This is a genomic window from Gracilibacillus massiliensis, assembly GCF_001458115.1.
GTDB classification, from domain to species: Bacteria; Bacillota; Bacilli; order Bacillales; family Amphibacillaceae; genus Gracilibacillus; species Gracilibacillus massiliensis.
Genome location: NZ_CZRP01000010.1, coordinates 202774 through 221655, shown reverse-complemented (window position 1 = coordinate 221655; position 18882 = coordinate 202774). Strand labels below are relative to the sequence as shown.

Sequence of the window (18882 nt, the reverse complement as noted above, 5' to 3'; positions counted from 1 at the left end):
TTGCTATACTATTATTAAAGAGGTGAGAGCGATGGCAGATAAAACAATTTGCCCGAAGTTTGAATCGGCATTAAATATATTAAATAAACGTTGGACTGGATTAATCATCTTTCAATTATTAGAAGGTGCGCAACGTTTTTCTGTAATAGAAGGTAATATTGGTATCAGTGGTCGAGTTTTATCCGAAAGACTAAAAGATCTTGAAAAACAAGGTATCGTGAAACGAAATGTATACGACGAAACACCAGTTAGAATTGAATATGCCCTTACGGAAAAAGGTAAGGCACTGGAGCCAGTTTTACAAAGTATCCAACACTGGGCAGATGGCTGGATAAATAAAGATACAAAATCTATTGTTTAGTATATATTCCCAACAATTAGTATGCTCAAACTGCGATTCATTGATTCGCAGTTTTTTTGTTGGAAAAGATACTCTTATTGCATATAGCGCAGTTCTTCTTGCAAATTAGCTCCCCTTCTTGCATATCAGGCAGTTCTTCTTGCGGATTCACTCTCTTTCTTGCATCTCACACTATTCTTCTTGCAAATACACCCTCCTTTCTTGCATTTCTACATATTTTACATCTATTCAAAAGCGGTTTATCATTATAATTAAATAAATAAAGTTACTCGATTGAATCCTATTTTAAGTGGGAGGAAGTAGAATGGTAAAACGACCTAAGATTACAGTGGTTGGTAGTATTAATATGGATTTAGTCACATCGACAGATCTTTTTCCGGCACAAGGGGAGACCGTTAGAGGAAATGATTTTCAAACGATTCCAGGTGGAAAAGGTGCAAATCAAGCGGTAGCATCCGCAAGACTAGGCGCAGATGTAAAGATGATCGGCTGTGTTGGGGATGATGCTTTTGGTGATGAATTACTTGATAATTTACGAACAGAGAACATCGCTGTTGACAACGTTGCTCGAATAAAAGATACACGATCTGGGTTAGCTAATATTGTTTTGTCTGAGAAAGATAATCGAATTATAATAATCTCAGGCGCCAATGCCCATGTTACACCGGATTACATAGAAAAAACGAAAGCAGCTATTTTGGATAGTGACTATGTGCTGATTCAATTTGAAATTCCGAAAGAAACAATTGAATATTGTATACATATGTGTGCAGAACACGATATTCCGATTATTGTGAATCCAGCACCAGCTTTTGGATTAGCACAAGATAGTTGGCATAAAGCTAGCTATATTACTCCAAATCAAACAGAATGGCAGCAATTATTTAATAACAATTGGAATGAAAAACTGATTGTTACTAGAGGCGAGCAAGGTGTTTCTTTTATCGAAAAAAGTAAAGAAAAACATATAAGTTCTCACCCTGTAAATGTTGTCGATACAACGGGAGCAGGTGATACTTTTAATGGAGCGTTGGCAGTAGCCTTAGCGGAAGGGAAAAGTATCGAGGAATCCGTGAAGTTTGCCAACGCAGCTGCCGCATTATCGATAGGGAAATTAGGGGCACAAAAAGGCATGCCCACAAAAGAACAAGTGGAACAATTTATATTGAAGGACTGAGGTATATGACAACAAAAATTCTCAAAAATGATTGGGCGGAAATACTAGAATCCGAGTTTGAAAAAGATTATTATTTAAGATTGCGTGACTTTTTAAAGCAAGAGTACCAACAAAACACGATCTATCCAGAGATGCATGATATATATAATTCCCTACATTACACACCTTTTCACAAAGTAAAGGTAGTAATATTAGGACAAGACCCATACCATGGACCAAATCAAGCACATGGATTAAGTTTTTCGGTAAAACCAGAGGTGGACATTCCGCCATCGTTACGAAATATTTATAAAGAGTTACATACGGATACTGGATTACCAATTCCGACGCATGGATATTTAGTGAAGTGGGCAGAGCAGGGTGTTTTGTTGCTTAATAATGTATTAACGGTTAGAGCGGGGCAAGCACACTCTCATCAGAAGAAAGGCTGGGAGCGATTTACCGATCATGTTATCAATACCCTGAACGAGAAAACTACTCCTGTTGTCTATCTTTTATGGGGAGCAGCGGCACAGAAAAAACAAGCATTAATTGATAGTTCGAAACATTATATTATAAAATCCCCGCATCCTAGTCCACTATCTGCACATCGCGGTTTCTTTGGAAGTAAACCATTTTCTAAAACGAATGATTTGCTGAAACAACATCAACTCACGCCGATTGATTGGGAAATACAATAACAAAAAAGGGACGAGGTGCCTGTCCCTCTGTCCCTTCTCTGTCCCCTTACTTTTGTAACATTTCTTTGATTTCTCTGATTTCTTTGCGCAGTTCTTTAATTTCACTGGTATCTTCTTTGATTTCATCTGTTTCTTCTTCAAAATCATCGGTGATTTTTTGGGCATTATTAACGATTTCCCCAACAATTAAGTTGATCATAATAAACGTTGCAATTACGATGAAGGAAAGGAAATAAAGCCATGACCATGGTTCTTCTGCAAATATCGGTCTGAAAATACCGCTTGCCCATGATTCTAAGGTGAAGATTTGGAATAATGTCACAAAGCTTAAAAAGATATCACCAAAATATTCAGGCGAAATATCTCCGTAAAAAGAGGTCCCTAAGATAGCATATACATAAAAGATAATTGTCATAATTAGCAATACACTACTAATAGTGGGGACCGCCATAAATAAGGCTGCCACAATTCTTCTTAAAGTTGGAATCGTGGTAATCGTACGGAAAACCCGTAATACACGGAAAATACGTAATACACTTACAAATGGGGTACTATATAAAATAAGACTACCTAATACAATCACAAAGTCAAAGATATTCCAACCATTCGTAAAGAAGCTCTTTTTGAGTACCATGATCTTTAGAACCACTTCTAATGTAAAGATAGCTAGGATAATAAGGTCGATTACCACAAAATATGTGTGGTATTGCTGATAGATTGTCGGGAAAGTTTCTAAACCTATTAACACGGCGTTAAAGATTATTAGAGCGGTGATGAATCGATTGAATCGTGTATCCATCACAAACTTACTTAATTTTTCTGGGGAACGCATACCATTTCTCCTTTACTGTGTGTTCGATCACACAATCACTACCCTCAATATTTTAAAATGAAATGAGCGTAAACACAACTTTTAACTAAGAATATTAAAAAAGGAGCCGATCAAATGAAGAGACACGAAGCGTTATATCCATTATCCCATCACCATCATCATACCTTAACAATGGCCCAACAACTAAAAAAAGCAGATGATAATAGCAGTATTCAAAAAATGACCAGAGATGTGATTGAATTTTGGGAAAAGGATGGAGAAGATCATTTTCGTGACGAAGAAGAAGTCCTTTTACCTCTTTACGGGCAATACGAATCTGTTGACCAACCTGAAATAAAAGAGATGCTGATTCAACATGTGCAAATTAGAAGTTATGTGTATCAAATAAGAGGTTCGAAACGTCCAGATCGCCAGTTGTTTCGTGAATTGGGAGCATTATTACAAGAACATGTACGCTTAGAGGAACGTGTCATTTTTCCTATGATTGAAAAAGCGGTACCAGAAAATTATCTATTTCAAGCGAATGGCAGGTTCCATCGAGATTCCTATAGCGGTTTTTAACGCACTTCCGACAGAAGTCGCCCTCTTCAAGCGTGTGAAGGGCATAGCCCAACGGTAAGGGGGAGATGAATGTCGGTTGGGAGATATCCCAAAGAAGTTGCAATCACCGAACTTGCGTTCTATAATGATTATTAGAAAGAGGGAGGTGATGGATATGACGAAACAAAACAAGGCCTATAAGTTTCGAGTGTATCCAACGGAGGAACAGGCGTTGATGATACATAAAACCTTTGGTTGTGTTCGTTTTGTTTATAACAAAATGTTAGCTGAACGAAAAGAAACGTACGACCACCTAAAAGATGATAAAGAGACATTAAAAAAGGTGAAACTTCCTACACCTGCCAAATATAAACAAGAATATGCCTGGTTAAAGGAAGTAGATTCTTTAGCTTTGGTAAACGCTCAACGAAACTTAGATAAAGCTTATAAAGCCTTCTTTAAGGGAATTGCCAAGTTCCCCAAATTCAAAAGTAAACGACACAAGCAAAGCTACACCACAAATGTTGTGAATGGGAATATTCAATTGTTAAATGGTTATATCCAATTACCGAAATTGAAAAGGCTCAAAATGAAACAACATAGAGAGATACCTTCCGAACATACACTCAAATCTTGCACCTTATCTATAACTTCCTCAGGAAAATACTATATTTCTATTCTCACAGCGTACGAAAAGCAGATCGATCCTAAGGAAATCCACACAATGGTTGGCTTAGACTTTACGATGGACGGGCTGTTTGTTGATAGCGACGGTAAGAAAGCCAATTACCCAAAGTTTTATCGACAAATGCTTGGTAAATTAGCGATCGAGCAACGTAAACTATCTCGTAAAAAGAAAGGCTCTTCCAATTGGAACAAACAACGTATTCGAGTAGCTAACATGCAAGAGAAAGTCGCGAACCAACGTAAGAATTCTCTTCACCATCTATCAAAGGAGTTAGTAACGCACTATGATGCGGTTGTCATAGAAGATTTAGACATGAAGGGAATGTCACAAGCACTTCAATTTGGTAAAAGCGTCGCTGATAATGGATGGGGAATGTTCACTTCATTCTTAAAGTACAAACTAAAAGAACAAGGGAAACACCTTATCAAAGTGGACAAATGGTTTCCATCTTCCAAAACATGTTCGAGTTGTGGAAATATTCAACCCATGCCAATGAACATGAGGGTATATGCTTGTTCGTGTGGACTAAAACTTGATCGAGATTACAACGCAGCACTCAATATCAAAAAAGAAGGCATGCGCTTATTAGCGAGTGCCTCATGATAAGATGAACTCTTGGAACAAGAGGGTTAGCTTGGTAAATTTCGTCAGCTACCAAAAGTGGCAATTACCCAAGAAGCCCCCACTTCAAGCAACCTGTAAGGGTGGTAAGTGGTGGGAGTAGTTCACAAAATAGTAATATTTCAGAGAAAAGGTGATTAATCGGTCAATATATGGTAAACTATCGACTAGTTTCATTATATTGAAGGAGAACGTAAATGATGGCAATTATAGATAAAATGAAAGAAATAATGAAGAATTGGTCTGCTATTCATCATATAGTTGTATATTACTTGTTAGCTGTGATCGTATCGACAATAGTGGTAAGTTTACCTGTTTTTCATAATCCAGGTGTGGAGCTTTCCTTTATTGATGCGATGTTTACAGCTGTTACAGCGATAAGTGTTACAGGCCTGACGGTTATTTCAATATCAGAAGTATTTAATCCAGCAGGTCAGATTGCCATTGCCGTTATTCTGCATTTAGGCGGAATTGGGATCATGACGATGGGTACCTTTATATGGGTGATTTTAGGTAAAAAAATTGGTATACGAAGTCGAAAAATGATCATGGTTGATCAGAATAGTAAAACATTGGCCGGGCTTGTAAAACTGATGCTTGAAATCTTTAAATTAATGCTAATTATTGAATTTATTGGTGCTATTATCTTATCTATTCATTTCTTGAATTATTACGACACGATGCCTGAAGCGCTGTTGCAAGGTGTGTTTGGGGCAATCAGTGCCACAACTAATGGAGGTTTGGATATCACTGGAGCTTCGTTAATACCTTTTGCCAATGACTACTTTGTACAGTTTATAAATATGATTCTAATTATTCTCGGTGCCATTGGCTTTCCGGTATTAATAGAAGTACAGGAAGTCTTAAGAGGTAGAGTATATGGAGTTAATGATCGTCATAAATTTTCCTTATTCACAAAGATAACTACTGTAACCTTTTTCTGGCTTGTAGTCGGTGGTACAATTTTAATTTTTTTATTGGAAAGAGACGCCTTTTTTGCTGATAAATCGTGGCACGAGACTTTTTTTTATAGTCTTTTTCAATCTGTAACAAGCAGAAGTGGTGGTTTATCCACGATGGATGTTTCCGAATTTTCATTGCCAACGCTTTTCTTAATTAGTGCTCTAATGTTTATTGGTGCATCACCAAGTAGTGTTGGTGGTGGTATACGAACAACCACTTTTGCGATTATGTTGTTAACGATTTGGAATTATGCTAAAGGAAATTCTAGTGTGAAAGTATTTGGACGGGAGATTCATCAAGAAGATATGTTACGCTCTTTTATTGTCATAACCACTGCTCTCATGCTTTGTGTAAGTTCAGTTATTATTTTGATGAAAACAGAAAGTTTCCCTTTGATGGAAGTTATTTTTGAAGTGGCTTCTGCCTTTGGAACAACAGGACTTTCGCTCGGAATTACACCTGATCTATCCTCATTTGGAAAGTGTCTGATTATGGCGCTGATGTTTATCGGTAGAATCGGTGTCTTCACCTTCCTATTTATCATTCGAGGCGACGATACCAAAGATCGTTTCCACTATCCAACCGAACGAGTAATCATCGGATAACCTCAAGGGCAACCTTGAGGTTATTGTTTCGGTTTTAAAAAACGTCCTCATTATGCTAAACCAGCGCTTGACTGCTGCTCCCCAGTGGGTCTTCATACTGTTCTTTTCCACTAAAGTATCGAATTTTACCTTTCACACTTGTATATGTGCTCTGTTCTAGGAGCTCTTATTAAATCGGTGGTGTAGTATATATGAGTTTCTTCACGGGAATAGTGTTGTTGTAGACGGGAAATATGGTGCGCTTGGCGGGAATTAGCCTTTTTTCCCGTTAAGCAAAGCACAATTCCCGTCTACAGAAGAATAATTCCTGTAAAGAGCATGGTAATTCCGGTGAAGCGAAAGGGGATTCCCGTGAAGAATACAAATTTCTTCATAAACGACGTCATACTTATGTGCATTAGGCTTTTAAAGTTTTCAAGAGTTAGAAGTCTGTGTCTACTTTGTATATAGTATTATCAAGTTTCTAATAAGTTGATTACGATCCAAAATAAATATTCCTTAAATTTACTAGTTTAATTGGTAGGCGCATTGGGCTGAAGTATAGTATAGTTATAGGTAGGAATAGCTTCAGGAATGAATAGTTTGCAGAACGGAGGCGGAACAATGGAATACCAGAACCAAGTCGCGAAAATCTTGCAAAATATCGAAAGAGTTATGATAGGTAAAGAACGAGAGGTAACTTTGAGTTTAGTCGCATTACTAGCAGATGGACATGTACTGTTAGAAGACGTGCCAGGTGTTGGTAAAACGATGATGGTACGTGCATTATCAAAATCACTAGATTGTGAATTTAAACGTATCCAATTTACGCCAGATTTATTACCATCCGATGTGACGGGTGTATCGATATACAATCCGAAAGAAATGGTCTTTGAATTTCGTAGTGGTCCGATCTTCGGTGATATTGTTTTAGCAGACGAGATTAATAGAACATCGCCAAAGACACAATCTGCATTATTAGAGGCAATGGAAGAAATGAATGTCACCGTCGATGGTATGACAAAATCATTGAATAAACCATTTTTTGTAATGGCAACACAGAATCCGGTTGACTACGAAGGAACATATCCATTACCTGAAGCACAGCTGGATCGTTTTCTGATGAAGTTAAGTATGGGATATCCGAATGAAGTAGATGAGTTCGAGATGTTAAATCGGACGGATCGACAACATCCGATCGATGAAATTACACCAGTGATTCATAAAGAAGAGCTGATAGAAATGCAGAAAGAAGTCGATTCTTTATATGTCGACGCTACTGTAAAACGTTATATTGTGCAGCTTGTTTCTGCAACTAGAACAAGTAACTTTGTGCAATTAGGGGTTAGTCCCCGTGGTTCAATTGCTCTAATGAAAGCAGCCAAAGCTCATGCCTATATTCAAGATCGGGATTATGTGATCCCGGATGATGTCGTCAAATTAGCGCCATATGTGATGGCACACCGAATTATTTTGCGACCAGAGGCAAGATATGAAGGAGTTACCCAAGAAAAATTAATTACACAAATTTTAGACGAAATAGATGTTCCTGTTCGAAAGGAATTACATGGATGAAAGTACTCATTCGAAAAATAGTAACGGAAGTCCAGTTATTTTTCTTATTAGGATTTTTATTTGTGTTTGCTATGTTCCAAGGTGGATTTGTTAGTTGGTTTCTCTTTTATAGTATGTTACCAATTATTCTATATATGATGATGCTACCTTTCTATCCTCTGCAAAACTGGAAAATTGATAGACAATTGACTAATAGATATCTCCAAGCAGGTGGAAAATTAGAGATAAACATTACCATTAAACGAAAGTTTCCATTCCCACTCTTTTTTTTAATTGTCGAAGAAGACTATCCAGAGTCACTTCAATATCAGGATATTGGCAAAAAAAAGTATCAATTTCTATCAGAACAAACAGGTTTTGAAAGAAAACGACTATGGAAAAAGGTAATTCATCCCGGTTTTCATAGAAATATAGCCATTTCTTATCCGTTAGCCCATTTGCCAAGAGGGAAGCATCAATTGTCACAAGTGCACTTGAAAGTTGGCGATCCATTTGGCTTTGTGGAGGCAGCGTATACGATCGACCTCGGCCAAGAATTTTATGTCTATCCCGCGATACAAGAAATGAAGTGGAAATACTACTCGTTAAGTTTAGAAGAAGGGGCTAGCGCGTCCCATATGCATGATGAAAAACTAACAAATGTTGTCTCAGGTGTTCGTGAATATATTCCGGGTGATCGATTTTCATGGATTGATTGGAAAACAACTGCTCGGAAAAATACGGTCATGACAAAGGAGTTTGAGCAAGAAAAAGATTCAAGTATGGCATTGATCCTTGATGTGGACGGCTTGCAATATCAGCGTCTTTTAGTATTTGAAGCGGCTATTGAATGGACGATTTCGATTTTGCATACGATCCGCAAGAAGAATCAAAACGTTTCCTTTTATACGTTAGGTAAAGAAGTGAAATATTTCTCTAATCAACAGTTGCAATTCCAGTTTCCAGCTGTTCAAAATTATTTGGCCACTGTCAAACAAGAACATGAAGTACCTTTAGCGCAAAAAATAATTTCCCCTATACCCGAATTGACAAAAGGTTCTACTGTTTTATTTGTGATTACACATTTAGATGAAGTACTAGTAGATCGGTTTGTTGCATGGAAGAGTCAGGATTATATCGTTATGATTTGTTATATTGTTGCAGAGAAAGATCATCAACTACACCAACAACAATTAATAAAATCACTGCGCTTGAAAAATATTAGCGTGCAGATAATTACAGAGCAACAGTTACTGAGAGAACAGTGGGAGGTGAGTCCATCCCGATGACATCAAAGATCTCTTTATCCTCCATTTCCTCCTTTATCCTATTGCTAGCTGGATTTTTATTGTTTTGGGAATGGCTGCGACCATTAGAGGAAGTGACAGATACCGGAAGTTCCTATTTGTTTGTAATCTACACAGCGATCTGTTTTTTAGTATCCTTTTTTCTTAAAAATGCTTTGGCGAAATTTCTGATTAAATCGATATCCCTATTATTGATTCTCGATTATTTATTTCTTGAAGAAACATTGCTTTCTTTACAATGGTTTCAAGTAATCATGTCAGAGTTAAGGTATAATTTAGAAATTGCCTGGGATAATGATTGGTTTCTAATGACTGCTTTTTTTAGAAGTTTACTCTTTTTATTATTGTTGTGGTTAATGAGTTATTTATTACACTACTGGTTCACCGTTGCAAATAAATTCTTCCTGTTTGTCGTATTAACGATCGTTTATTTAGCTGTATTAGATACATTCACTGTATATGAAGCGCCACTCGCGATGGTGCGGACGTTTGTGATATCGTTTGTTGTTCTAGGACTTAGCCGTTATGTGAAACTAATGGATAATAGTGAAACGAATGATAAAAAAGGCAATCTATTGACTTGGATGACACCGATTATTGCCATTGTATTATTGGCTGCTTTATTAGGGATTTATTCACCGAAACCAACTCCGCAGTGGCCTGATCCTGTACCCTTTATCCAAAGTACTGCAGGACATGTCGGTTTTGGCGATGGCCCAGTCCAAAAAGTGGGATATGGTGAGGATGATTCACGTTTAGGTGGTTCATTTGTGCAAGACGATACAAAAGTATTTGAAGCAATCGTACATGATAATGTATATTGGCGTATTGAGTCGAAGGATGTCTATACCGGAAAAGGGTGGGAGCGTTCTGCTGAATTAGATTATGTTCCTTTAGAGAATGGTGAGGTGCGGTTTCGTACATTTTCTGTGCAAGATACTGAAACAAAGCCATACGAAGCAATGGTACGCCCTGAGTCAACCAATGAATTACCTAAAGTAGTCTATCCTTATGGTGTTAATCGAATACAATCCTCGCAACGTGAGTCGTTTTTTATGGACATGAAATCAGGTATGATTGAGGTGGAATCATCCGAACAGTCACCTAACACATCGTACTCCGTCCAATATGATGCACCATCTTTTTCCTTAGATGAGCTTCGAGGAAATTCTAATAATGACCCTGATCACATTAAACAGTCCTATTTGCAATTACCGGAGGATTTACCAGAAAGGGTCAGTGATTTAGCGGCGGAAGTAGTAGATGGTGAAGAAACAAGGTATGATAAAGCAAAGGCAATCGAAAGTTATTTCGCTCTAAATGGTTATACCTATCAAATTGAAGATGTTTCAATCCCGGAAGACGGAGAAGATTATGTCGATCAGTTTTTATTTGAAACACAAGTAGGGTATTGTGATAACTTTTCAACGTCGATGGTGGTGATGTTACGTTCCTTAGATATCCCAGCCCGCTGGGTGAAGGGTTTTACTGGGGGAGCAGAAGTAACCGATCAACCAGCGCTTCCGGAGGGTTATTCCCTTTATGAAGTGACCAATAATAATGCGCACTCGTGGGTTGAGGTTTATTTCCCAGATACGGGATGGGTACCTTTTGAGCCAACTAGTGGTTTCACTAATCCAACTGATTTTTATCAAGAAGTAACCAGTGATATTGATACAGAAGATCCTGCAGAAGAGGAAGAAGTGCCAGAGGAAGATATAAGTGAAGAAACACCTGAAACCGAAGATGCAGAAACAGATGAAGAGCAAGAAGATAGTATGCTAGGTGGTTCGGCAAATAAGGATAATGGTAATGGTTGGCTCTATTTTTGGATCAGTCTCGTTGTCATCACGCTGATATTAACAACAATTGCCTATCTAAAAAGGAATCAAATAAAAGATTGGTATGCATTAAGAAAATGGGATAAACTAACTCAGAAATTAGATTTAGAACCCGCCTATATTTATTTGTTGGATCTTTTAGAAAACAGAGGTTTCAAACGCAGAAAAGGTCAGACGTTGAGACAATACGCAAAGGAAATTGATCAACAATTAGGAACAACTGAAATGTATGACCTAACCTTAGCTTATGAACAATATATTTACAGAAATCAGGAAACATCAGAAGATAAAAGTAAATTAAGGAATTTATTCCAACAAGTAATTGATCAAATAATAGCTTGACCAGTATCGAAACGATTGATAGAATAGATAAAAATTATAGCGTGATTATAGTGTGACAGCATGGTTGCACGCCAATCTGTTTTTTACTTGATGCAGTTCTCTATGCATCTGTTTCAACACCTTCATATATGTTTGAGAATAGGGCTCAAATGTTTCTACCAGAACACCGTAAATGTTCGGACTATGAAGGCGGTGATCTTATTGTAGATTTCTGCCTTTCTGTATATTTTTAAAGAAAGGCAGATTTTTATTTGTGATAATACATAAAGATTCTTTAGATTAATTGAAGGAGTGGACAACTTGGAAGTGAACAATGAAATGATTTTAGTTTTAGATTTTGGTAGTCAATATAACCAATTAATTACCCGACGAATACGTGAATTTGGTGTATATAGTGAGCTTCATTCCCATCGTTTAACGATAGAGGAAATTAAAGAGATGAATCCAAAAGGGATTATTCTTTCAGGTGGACCTCATAGTGTCTATGGTGAAAATAGTTTCCGTTGTGATGAACAAATTTTTGAGCTTGGTATACCAGTTCTAGGTATCTGTTACGGAATGCAATTGATGACCCATCATTTCGGTGGTGTAGTAGAACGAGCGAATCAACGTGAGTACGGAAAAGCAGATATTCATGTCAAAGACAATGCACTCCTTTTTGAAGGTACACCTAAAGAGCAGGTTGTATGGATGAGCCATAGCGATAAAATTATCGAAGCTCCAAAAGATTTTGCGATTGAAGCAACCAGTTCATCAACACCTGTAGCAGCCATGAGAAATATAGAGAAAAACTTATATGGGGTGCAATTCCATCCAGAAGTTCGCAATTCCGAATATGGTAATAATCTATTAAAGCAATTTGTTTTCCAAGCATGTAAATGTACTGGTGATTGGACGATGGCGAACTTTATTGATATGGAAGTAGACAAGATTAGAGAACAAGTTGGCGATCGTAATGTATTGTGTGCGCTCAGTGGTGGGGTTGACTCCTCAGTAGTCGCAGCTTTAATTCATAAAGCGATTGGCGATCAGCTTACATGTATCTTCGTGGACCACGGTCTATTGCGAAAAGATGAAGGGGAAACGGTGATGCGTACCTTCCGTGATCAGTTCCATATGAATATCATTAAAGTTGATGCACAGGATCGTTTCTTATCAAAACTAAAAGGTGTATCTGATCCAGAACAAAAACGTAAAATCATTGGTAACGAGTTTATTTATGTCTTTGATGATGAAGCAGCTAAATTAGAAAAGATGGACTTTCTAGCTCAAGGTACGTTGTATACCGATATTGTCGAAAGTGGTACAGAAACAGCACAAACGATTAAATCACACCATAATGTAGGTGGCTTACCGGAAGATATGGAATTCACGTTAATTGAGCCGTTAAACACATTATTCAAAGATGAAGTTCGTGCTTTAGGAACGGAGTTAGGTGTACCCGATGAGATTGTATGGCGTCAACCATTCCCAGGTCCTGGTTTAGGTATCCGAGTATTGGGAGAGATTACGCCCGAAAAAGTGGAGATTGTTCGTGAATCGGATGCTATTTTACGCGAGGAAATTAAAAAAGCAGGACTAGACCGAGATATTTGGCAGTACTTTACGGTTCTTCCTGATATTCGAAGTGTTGGTGTCATGGGAGATGCCCGTACGTATGATTATGCGATTGGTATCCGTGCTGTAACGTCGATCGATGGCATGACTTCCGACTGGGCACGTATTCCTTGGGACGTATTAGAAAAGATATCCGTCCGTGTTGTTAATGAAGTGGATCACATTAACCGTGTGCTTTATGATGTAACGAGTAAGCCACCAGCGACGATTGAGTGGGAATAGTTAGTAAGAGCATTTTAAGTGAAAATGTTGATTTGACTGTATGTAGAAGGTGCGAAAATAATTAAAACTGAATAGATTTTCCGTTAAATTCCACAGAGGAAACGGAGAAAAATGAGGGATATTGTGTAAAAGCAATATCTCTTTTTTGTTAGGTAGGAAGTTTTGAAATCGTTGATAAAAACGTTTTGGTATCTTATTCGTATTTTAAATGTAAAACAAATTTCTCCTTTTTTTATAAATCTAATCGAATTATCTCCATTTAACCTTGATTTAACGTTAATCTTTTATGATGAAAACCGGTAATGTAAAAAATCAAAGAAGGGATGAAAACAAAAAAATAGCGGAGAAATCTTAACGATCATCGAACATTACGATGGTTAACTAAGAAGTAAAAGGAGACCTGGAGATGAAGAACAGTGATTGGCCATGGAATTACCGGAAACAAATGCAACGAAGGATTTTGATTTTCTTTTGTATGTTACTAGCTCTTAGTCCCGCTCAAATTGGATTACATGTGGTTGCAGTGGAGCAAGAACAAAATCCAGATACAAAGGAAGTAGCAGTTGAAACAGAACAAATAGTAGATACAGTGAATGATCAAGTAAATACCAGTGATGTAGAGGAAGAAAGTGAACAGGAAGAAAAAGAATCAACAAATAAGAAAGAAGCACAACTTGAAGAAAAAACAGATAGCTCGAAGCCAAGTGAAGAAGTGAAGGCAGAACAGATTCATCCAACAGAGGATATTCCTGAAGATGATGCGAAAGAAGCACCAGAAGTGGACAGTGACGAAGGAGTAGAAGAGGAAGAAGTAGAAACTTCTCAACAATTAAGTATGGAAACTTCACATGATAATGGAGGCTTCACTTTTTATGGCCTTACTCATGCTATAGTTACTGGTTACACAGGCTCAGCTACCGAAATAGAGATACCTGCTGAAGGTCTGGCTGAACCTGATCAATTAATGTTACCAGTAAAATGGATTGAAGCTTATGCATTTGCCTCTCATAAACTTGAGAATGTCGACAAGTTAGAAAGGGTGACCATTCCTGATGGTGTAACGTGGATTAGAAACAATGCATTTGAGAAAAATGCACTCACGGAAATCCACATTCCGGATAGTGTGACGACAATTAGTGGGCGAGCATTTCATCAAAACCAGTTAGCAAAAGTGACACTGCCAAATTCAGAACTAACTATTGCTGGTTATGCTTTTTCGGATAATCAACTGACAGAACTAGAGATTCCTCAAAAGGTTGTGAAAATCGATCAAAGGGCATTTCGAGATAATCAGCTAACTAGAGTTACGGTTTATAACCCTGAACTAGACTTAGATATTGCAGTATTTGAAAATAATGTGACAGATCCAGCAGACCTTACGCTTGTTGGGCATGTTGGCTCGACGGCAGAAGCTTACGCAAACCGATACGGACATAGCTTTGAACCATTATCGGGAGCTGTTTCAGAATTTGGAACGAGTGATAACGGCGATGGTACCTTTACAATAACGGAATATACTGGAAGTAATAAAGACGTGACGATTCCGAGTCAAATAGAAGGAAAAGATGTGACTGGAATTGGTAACGACGCATTTAAAAACAAAGGATTAAGGAGCGTCACACTTCCAGAGGGTATCAAACAAATCGGCTCAGAGGCATTTCGTGACAATGCATTAACAGAATTAACACTCTTTAAAGATGTAAAGGAAATAGGAGCACGGGCATTTCAAGGAAATCAATTAACCACACTGACAATATCTGAAACAGCAGAACCTATACTTCTTTCGGCTCTTGCGTCTTCTACTTTATCTGAAAGTTCAATATCAGATGATATGCAAACAATTGGAGCTTATGCTTTTAGTGATAACCAATTAACAGAAGTAAATGTCCCTGATACCGTCGGACAAATTCATGAAGGGGCATTTCAAAATAATAGTCTATCAAAAGTGTCTATTAATAACAGGGATACAGAATTTGGAGATGATGTGTTTATAGGGAATGCAACAGACCTTACACTTATCGGTTATGCAGGTTCAACAACCAATACTTATGCAGATGATAATGGATACAGTTTTGAAGCATTGCTAGAATTTACGTTTGATAATAACGGAGATGGAACAGCGACCATTACTGGTTACACAGGAACAGAAACAGAAATAGAAATTCCTGATGAAATTGGAGATGATGATTTAACAGTCACAACGATTGGTAACAGTGCCTTCCGTAATGCAGGATTAACTGCCGTTACTCTACCAGATAGTTTAGAGATGATTGGTTCTTGGGCATTTCACAATAATAATCTCATAGAAATCAATATTCCAAATAATGTAACGAAAATTAGTAGTTTTTCATTTGGGAGTAATCAGTTAATTGAAGTAGATTTACCAACAGGACTGACAATTATCGAAGGTAGTTCCTTCTCTAATAATGCAATTCAATCCGTCAAGATTCCAGAAGGTGTTCAAAGCATTAAGAATGAAGCGTTTAGAGATAATGAGCTAGCGGAAGTTATCTTGCCAGATTCATTAACAGAAATTACTGATCGCGCTTTTTTTGGAAATCAGTTAGAGAAGCTGGAGATTCCTGCACAAGTAGCATCGATTGGTTCAGGTGCATTCCGAAATAATGCTTTAACGCGAGTAACGATGTATAACTCAAATTTGGTATTTGAAGGTACCGATAGCTTTGCAGGTAATGTTGCGAACGATGTTGATCTTACTCTTGTCGGTTATGCAAATTCGACCACTGAAACTCATGCTAATAATTATGGGTACAGCTTTGAAGCGTTACCGGAATTTACATTTGCGGATAATGGAGATGGCACGGCAACAATTACAGGTTATACAGGACCAGAGACTGCATTAGAAATACCTTCTGAAATTGGTGGTGAGCATTTAACGGTTACCAAGATTGGGAATAGTGCATTCCATAATGCGGGATTAACATCTGTTACGTTACCAGATAGCTTGGAATACATTGGTGTCTGGGCATTTCAAGATAATAATCTCACAGAAATTGAGTTTCCTGAAAGCATCACGAAGATTGATAGTATGGCTTTTAGAGGTAATCAGTTGGAGGGAGTAGAATTACCTGGTAAGTTAACAGCTATTCAACCGTATACTTTCTTTAATAATGAACTGAAATCCGTTTCTATCCCTGAAGGTGTTGAAAGTATTGGAGTCTATGCATTCGCTGATAATCAGTTAGCAGAAGTAGATTTACCTGATGGATTGACAAACATTGAGGCTTTCACATTTCGAAATAACGAGATTCAAACTGTCAACATACCAGAAAGTGTTCAAAGCATTGGAAACTATGCATTTTATAGTAATAAGATAGCACAGCTGGAAATCCCTTCACAGTTAGAATCGATTGGTTCCCGTGCGTTTAGTGATAATCAGTTAGAAGAAGTTGTGTTGCCGAGTTCAATATCAGAACTTGGTGAGCAAGCATTTTCCAATAATAATTTAACAAGGGTAACGGTGTATAACTCAAATACGATTTTTAATGATAATTCTATATTTTTCTACAATGTAGCAAACGCTGCTGACCTTACGCTTGTCGGTTATGCAAATTCGACCACGGAAACTCATGCTAATAATTATGGGTACAGCTTTGAAGCGTTACCGGAATTTACGTTTGTGGATAATCGAGATGGCACAGCGACAATTACAGGTTATACAGGACCAGAGAGAGCATTAGAAATACCTGCTCAAATTGGTGATGAGCATTTAACTGTTACTGCAATTGGAGAGGAAGCGTTTAGAAATAAAGGATTGACTAGTGTTATCATTCCAGATAGTGTTGAAACTATTGAGTCACAGGCATTCTCATACAACGCATTGAGCGAATTAATTATCTCAGGAAATGTAGAGACAATAGGTTATCGTTCTTTTTATGCCAATGATATTGCAACACTTACTATTTCTGAAGGGATTGAAACGATTGGAAACGCTGCATTTTCTTATAATAAATTAGAAGAAATCGAGTTCCCAGAAAGTATACGAACAATTGAACAATTTGCTTTTTCTCACAATAAATTAACAGATTTAATACTTCCGGTAACTATCGAGAATGTGATGAGAGCAGCGTTTCGTGGTAATAATCTTACAAAAGTAACGATTCTTAATTCTGAAACATTACTTAACGATAGTATTGAAGATGTGTTTAAAGAAAATGTGGACCATGCGGGAGATCTTACATTGGTTGGTTATTTAACTTCGACAACAGAGGCGTATGCGAATAAATACGGGTATGGCTTTACCCCAATTCCAGTAGATATTACCGAAATTGTCTCACCTGATGATATGTCAGTTGACTACGGTACGACACGTCAAGAGATAGGTTTGCCAGAAACAGTGGAAGTGATAACAGCTAACGATAAGAGATTCCAAATGGCTATTACTTGGGATCAGGGTGCTCCAAATTATGATGGTAATACAGCTGGAACGTATCTGTTTACAGGGGAGCTGGTTGAACAAGAAGGCTTGAAAAACCCTGATAATTTAGCTGTAATTATGGAAGTTGTTGTGGAAGAAGAAATGATAGATCCATATATAACGGGCATTGCAGCTATAGCTGATATTACGGTTGCCTATGGTACAGATATCTCAGATCTTAATTTACCAACAACGATCGAAGTGATAGTTAGTGATAAAAGTACTTTAGAAGTCTTTGTCACATGGGAAGCTAGTGAGACAACGTCATTTAACGGTAACGAAGCGGGAGAATACATGTTTATTGGAAAATTGTCAGAGGATGTATCGAACCCGAACGAACTTTCTGCAACCATACTGGTAAATGTGACAGAACAAGAGACTGCAAAAATTGAAGAACAGGATACAAATGTAACAGAGGAAGAAAGAGATGCTCCGAAAAAAGAGGATACAGACGAAGAACAGAAAACTATAGAAGAAAAAAATACAAACAAAAAAGCAAAAGAAACAGATTCTTTAGGTGTTACAGCCTTGCCAGATAAGGAGAGCGAACGGGATGTTGCTACTTTGCCATCCACAGCAACATCGATGTATTCGTGGCTGATAGTCGGAGGTCTTTTCCTGCTTGTAGGTGTGGCAGTGATATGGCGACACAAGCGGAAGCGAATGGAACAAGTACAATAAGCAGTAAGGAAACCGGCTGATGTCCTCCTTATAAATAACATGATCAAGAGATGTGCGAGGATAGTAGTAGAGTTACTTTCAATTTGAAACCATATTGATTATTGTAAACTATGGTGTGTTCTGTATGCTTAAAGTCTCGAGAAAGCTGTATAGAGTGGGAATATTTCACAAATGAAAATCGTTAATAGTTCTAGAGGGAGATATCACTTTAATCAAATGTGATGTCTCCCTTTATTTGAAACGGTGTTAGGATATAATCTCTAGATCAACATTCTAAGGCTTGAATTTCATCAGTTAGTGCGGGTTCATGTAAAAATAAGCTGTATTTCATGTTATTTCTTACCATATGTAGCAGACGTTTGAAAAAACGAACGATAAATAAAAGAAATGGCATAATATTCGTATTTTCTCTTGACTGATGATTTCTAGGGTAG

12 protein-coding genes and 1 riboswitch are annotated in these 18882 nt (G+C 37.6%); of the genes, 11 read left to right on the top strand and 1 reads right to left on the bottom strand.

Going from position 1 to position 18882, the window contains the following annotated elements; genetic code table 11:
• The first annotated feature begins 31 nt into the window (after nt 1-31).
• From BN3107_RS03235 to BN3107_RS03225, 3 genes are all read left to right on the top strand, one after another.
• Nucleotides 32-361 (top strand): winged helix-turn-helix transcriptional regulator, encoded by a 330-nt coding sequence (locus tag BN3107_RS03235; RefSeq protein ID WP_058306204.1) that lies wholly within the window; start codon nt 32-34, stop codon nt 359-361.
• Nucleotides 362-665: 304 nt separating this feature from the next.
• Nucleotides 666-1538 (top strand): ribokinase, encoded by an 873-nt coding sequence (rbsK, locus tag BN3107_RS03230; protein WP_058306203.1) that lies wholly within the window; start codon nt 666-668, stop codon nt 1536-1538.
• Nucleotides 1539-1543: 5 nt separating this feature from the next.
• The gene (locus tag BN3107_RS03225) at nt 1544-2218 is read left to right on the top strand and encodes a uracil-DNA glycosylase (RefSeq protein WP_058306202.1); all 675 of its coding nucleotides are present in this window, start codon (nt 1544-1546) and stop codon (nt 2216-2218) included.
• Nucleotides 2219-2264: 46 nt separating this feature from the next.
• On the opposite strand, the gene BN3107_RS03220 is transcribed toward BN3107_RS03225, so the two are convergent.
• Nucleotides 2265-3050, bottom strand: coding sequence for an ion transporter (locus BN3107_RS03220; RefSeq protein ID WP_058306201.1), 786 nt, complete (start codon nt 3048-3050; stop codon nt 2265-2267).
• Between the two features lie 114 nt (nt 3051-3164).
• On the opposite strand from BN3107_RS03220, the gene BN3107_RS03215 reads away from it, so the two are divergent.
• The 8 genes from BN3107_RS03215 (at nt 3165) to BN3107_RS03180 (ending at nt 18448) form a co-directional block, all read left to right on the top strand.
• A complete protein-coding gene (locus BN3107_RS03215) occupies nt 3165-3611 on the top strand; it encodes a hemerythrin domain-containing protein (RefSeq protein ID WP_058306200.1) in 447 nt (148 codons plus the stop codon).
• Nucleotides 3612-3765: 154 nt separating this feature from the next.
• Nucleotides 3766-4881, top strand: coding sequence for an RNA-guided endonuclease TnpB family protein (locus BN3107_RS03210; protein WP_058306199.1), 1116 nt, complete (start codon nt 3766-3768; stop codon nt 4879-4881).
• Between the two features lie 218 nt (nt 4882-5099).
• A complete protein-coding gene (locus BN3107_RS03205) occupies nt 5100-6467 on the top strand; it encodes a TrkH family potassium uptake protein (RefSeq protein ID WP_148434647.1) in 1368 nt (455 codons plus the stop codon).
• 603 nt (nt 6468-7070) lie between these two features.
• Nucleotides 7071-8021 (top strand): AAA family ATPase, encoded by a 951-nt coding sequence (locus BN3107_RS03200; protein ID WP_058306198.1) that lies wholly within the window; start codon nt 7071-7073, stop codon nt 8019-8021.
• Nucleotides 8018-9289 carry a DUF58 domain-containing protein gene (locus BN3107_RS03195; RefSeq protein WP_058306197.1) on the top strand — a complete coding sequence of 424 codons (1272 nt, stop codon included), beginning with the start codon at nt 8018-8020 and terminating at the stop codon, nt 9287-9289. Before BN3107_RS03200 ends, BN3107_RS03195 begins: the two co-directional genes overlap by 4 nt.
• Nucleotides 9286-11490, top strand: a complete 2205-nt coding sequence (locus tag BN3107_RS03190) for a DUF4129 domain-containing transglutaminase family protein (RefSeq protein ID WP_058306196.1) — start codon at nt 9286-9288, stop codon at nt 11488-11490. Before BN3107_RS03195 ends, BN3107_RS03190 begins: the two co-directional genes overlap by 4 nt.
• Before the next feature lie 102 nt (nt 11491-11592).
• Nucleotides 11593-11694: riboswitch (purine riboswitch) on the top strand.
• Nucleotides 11695-11808: 114 nt separating this feature from the next.
• Nucleotides 11809-13329, top strand: coding sequence for a glutamine-hydrolyzing GMP synthase (gene guaA, locus BN3107_RS03185; protein WP_058306293.1), 1521 nt, complete (start codon nt 11809-11811; stop codon nt 13327-13329).
• A gap of 406 nt (nt 13330-13735) precedes the next feature.
• Nucleotides 13736-18448, top strand: coding sequence for a leucine-rich repeat protein (locus BN3107_RS03180; RefSeq protein ID WP_058306195.1), 4713 nt, complete (start codon nt 13736-13738; stop codon nt 18446-18448).
• Nucleotides 18449-18882: the final 434 nt, after the last annotated feature.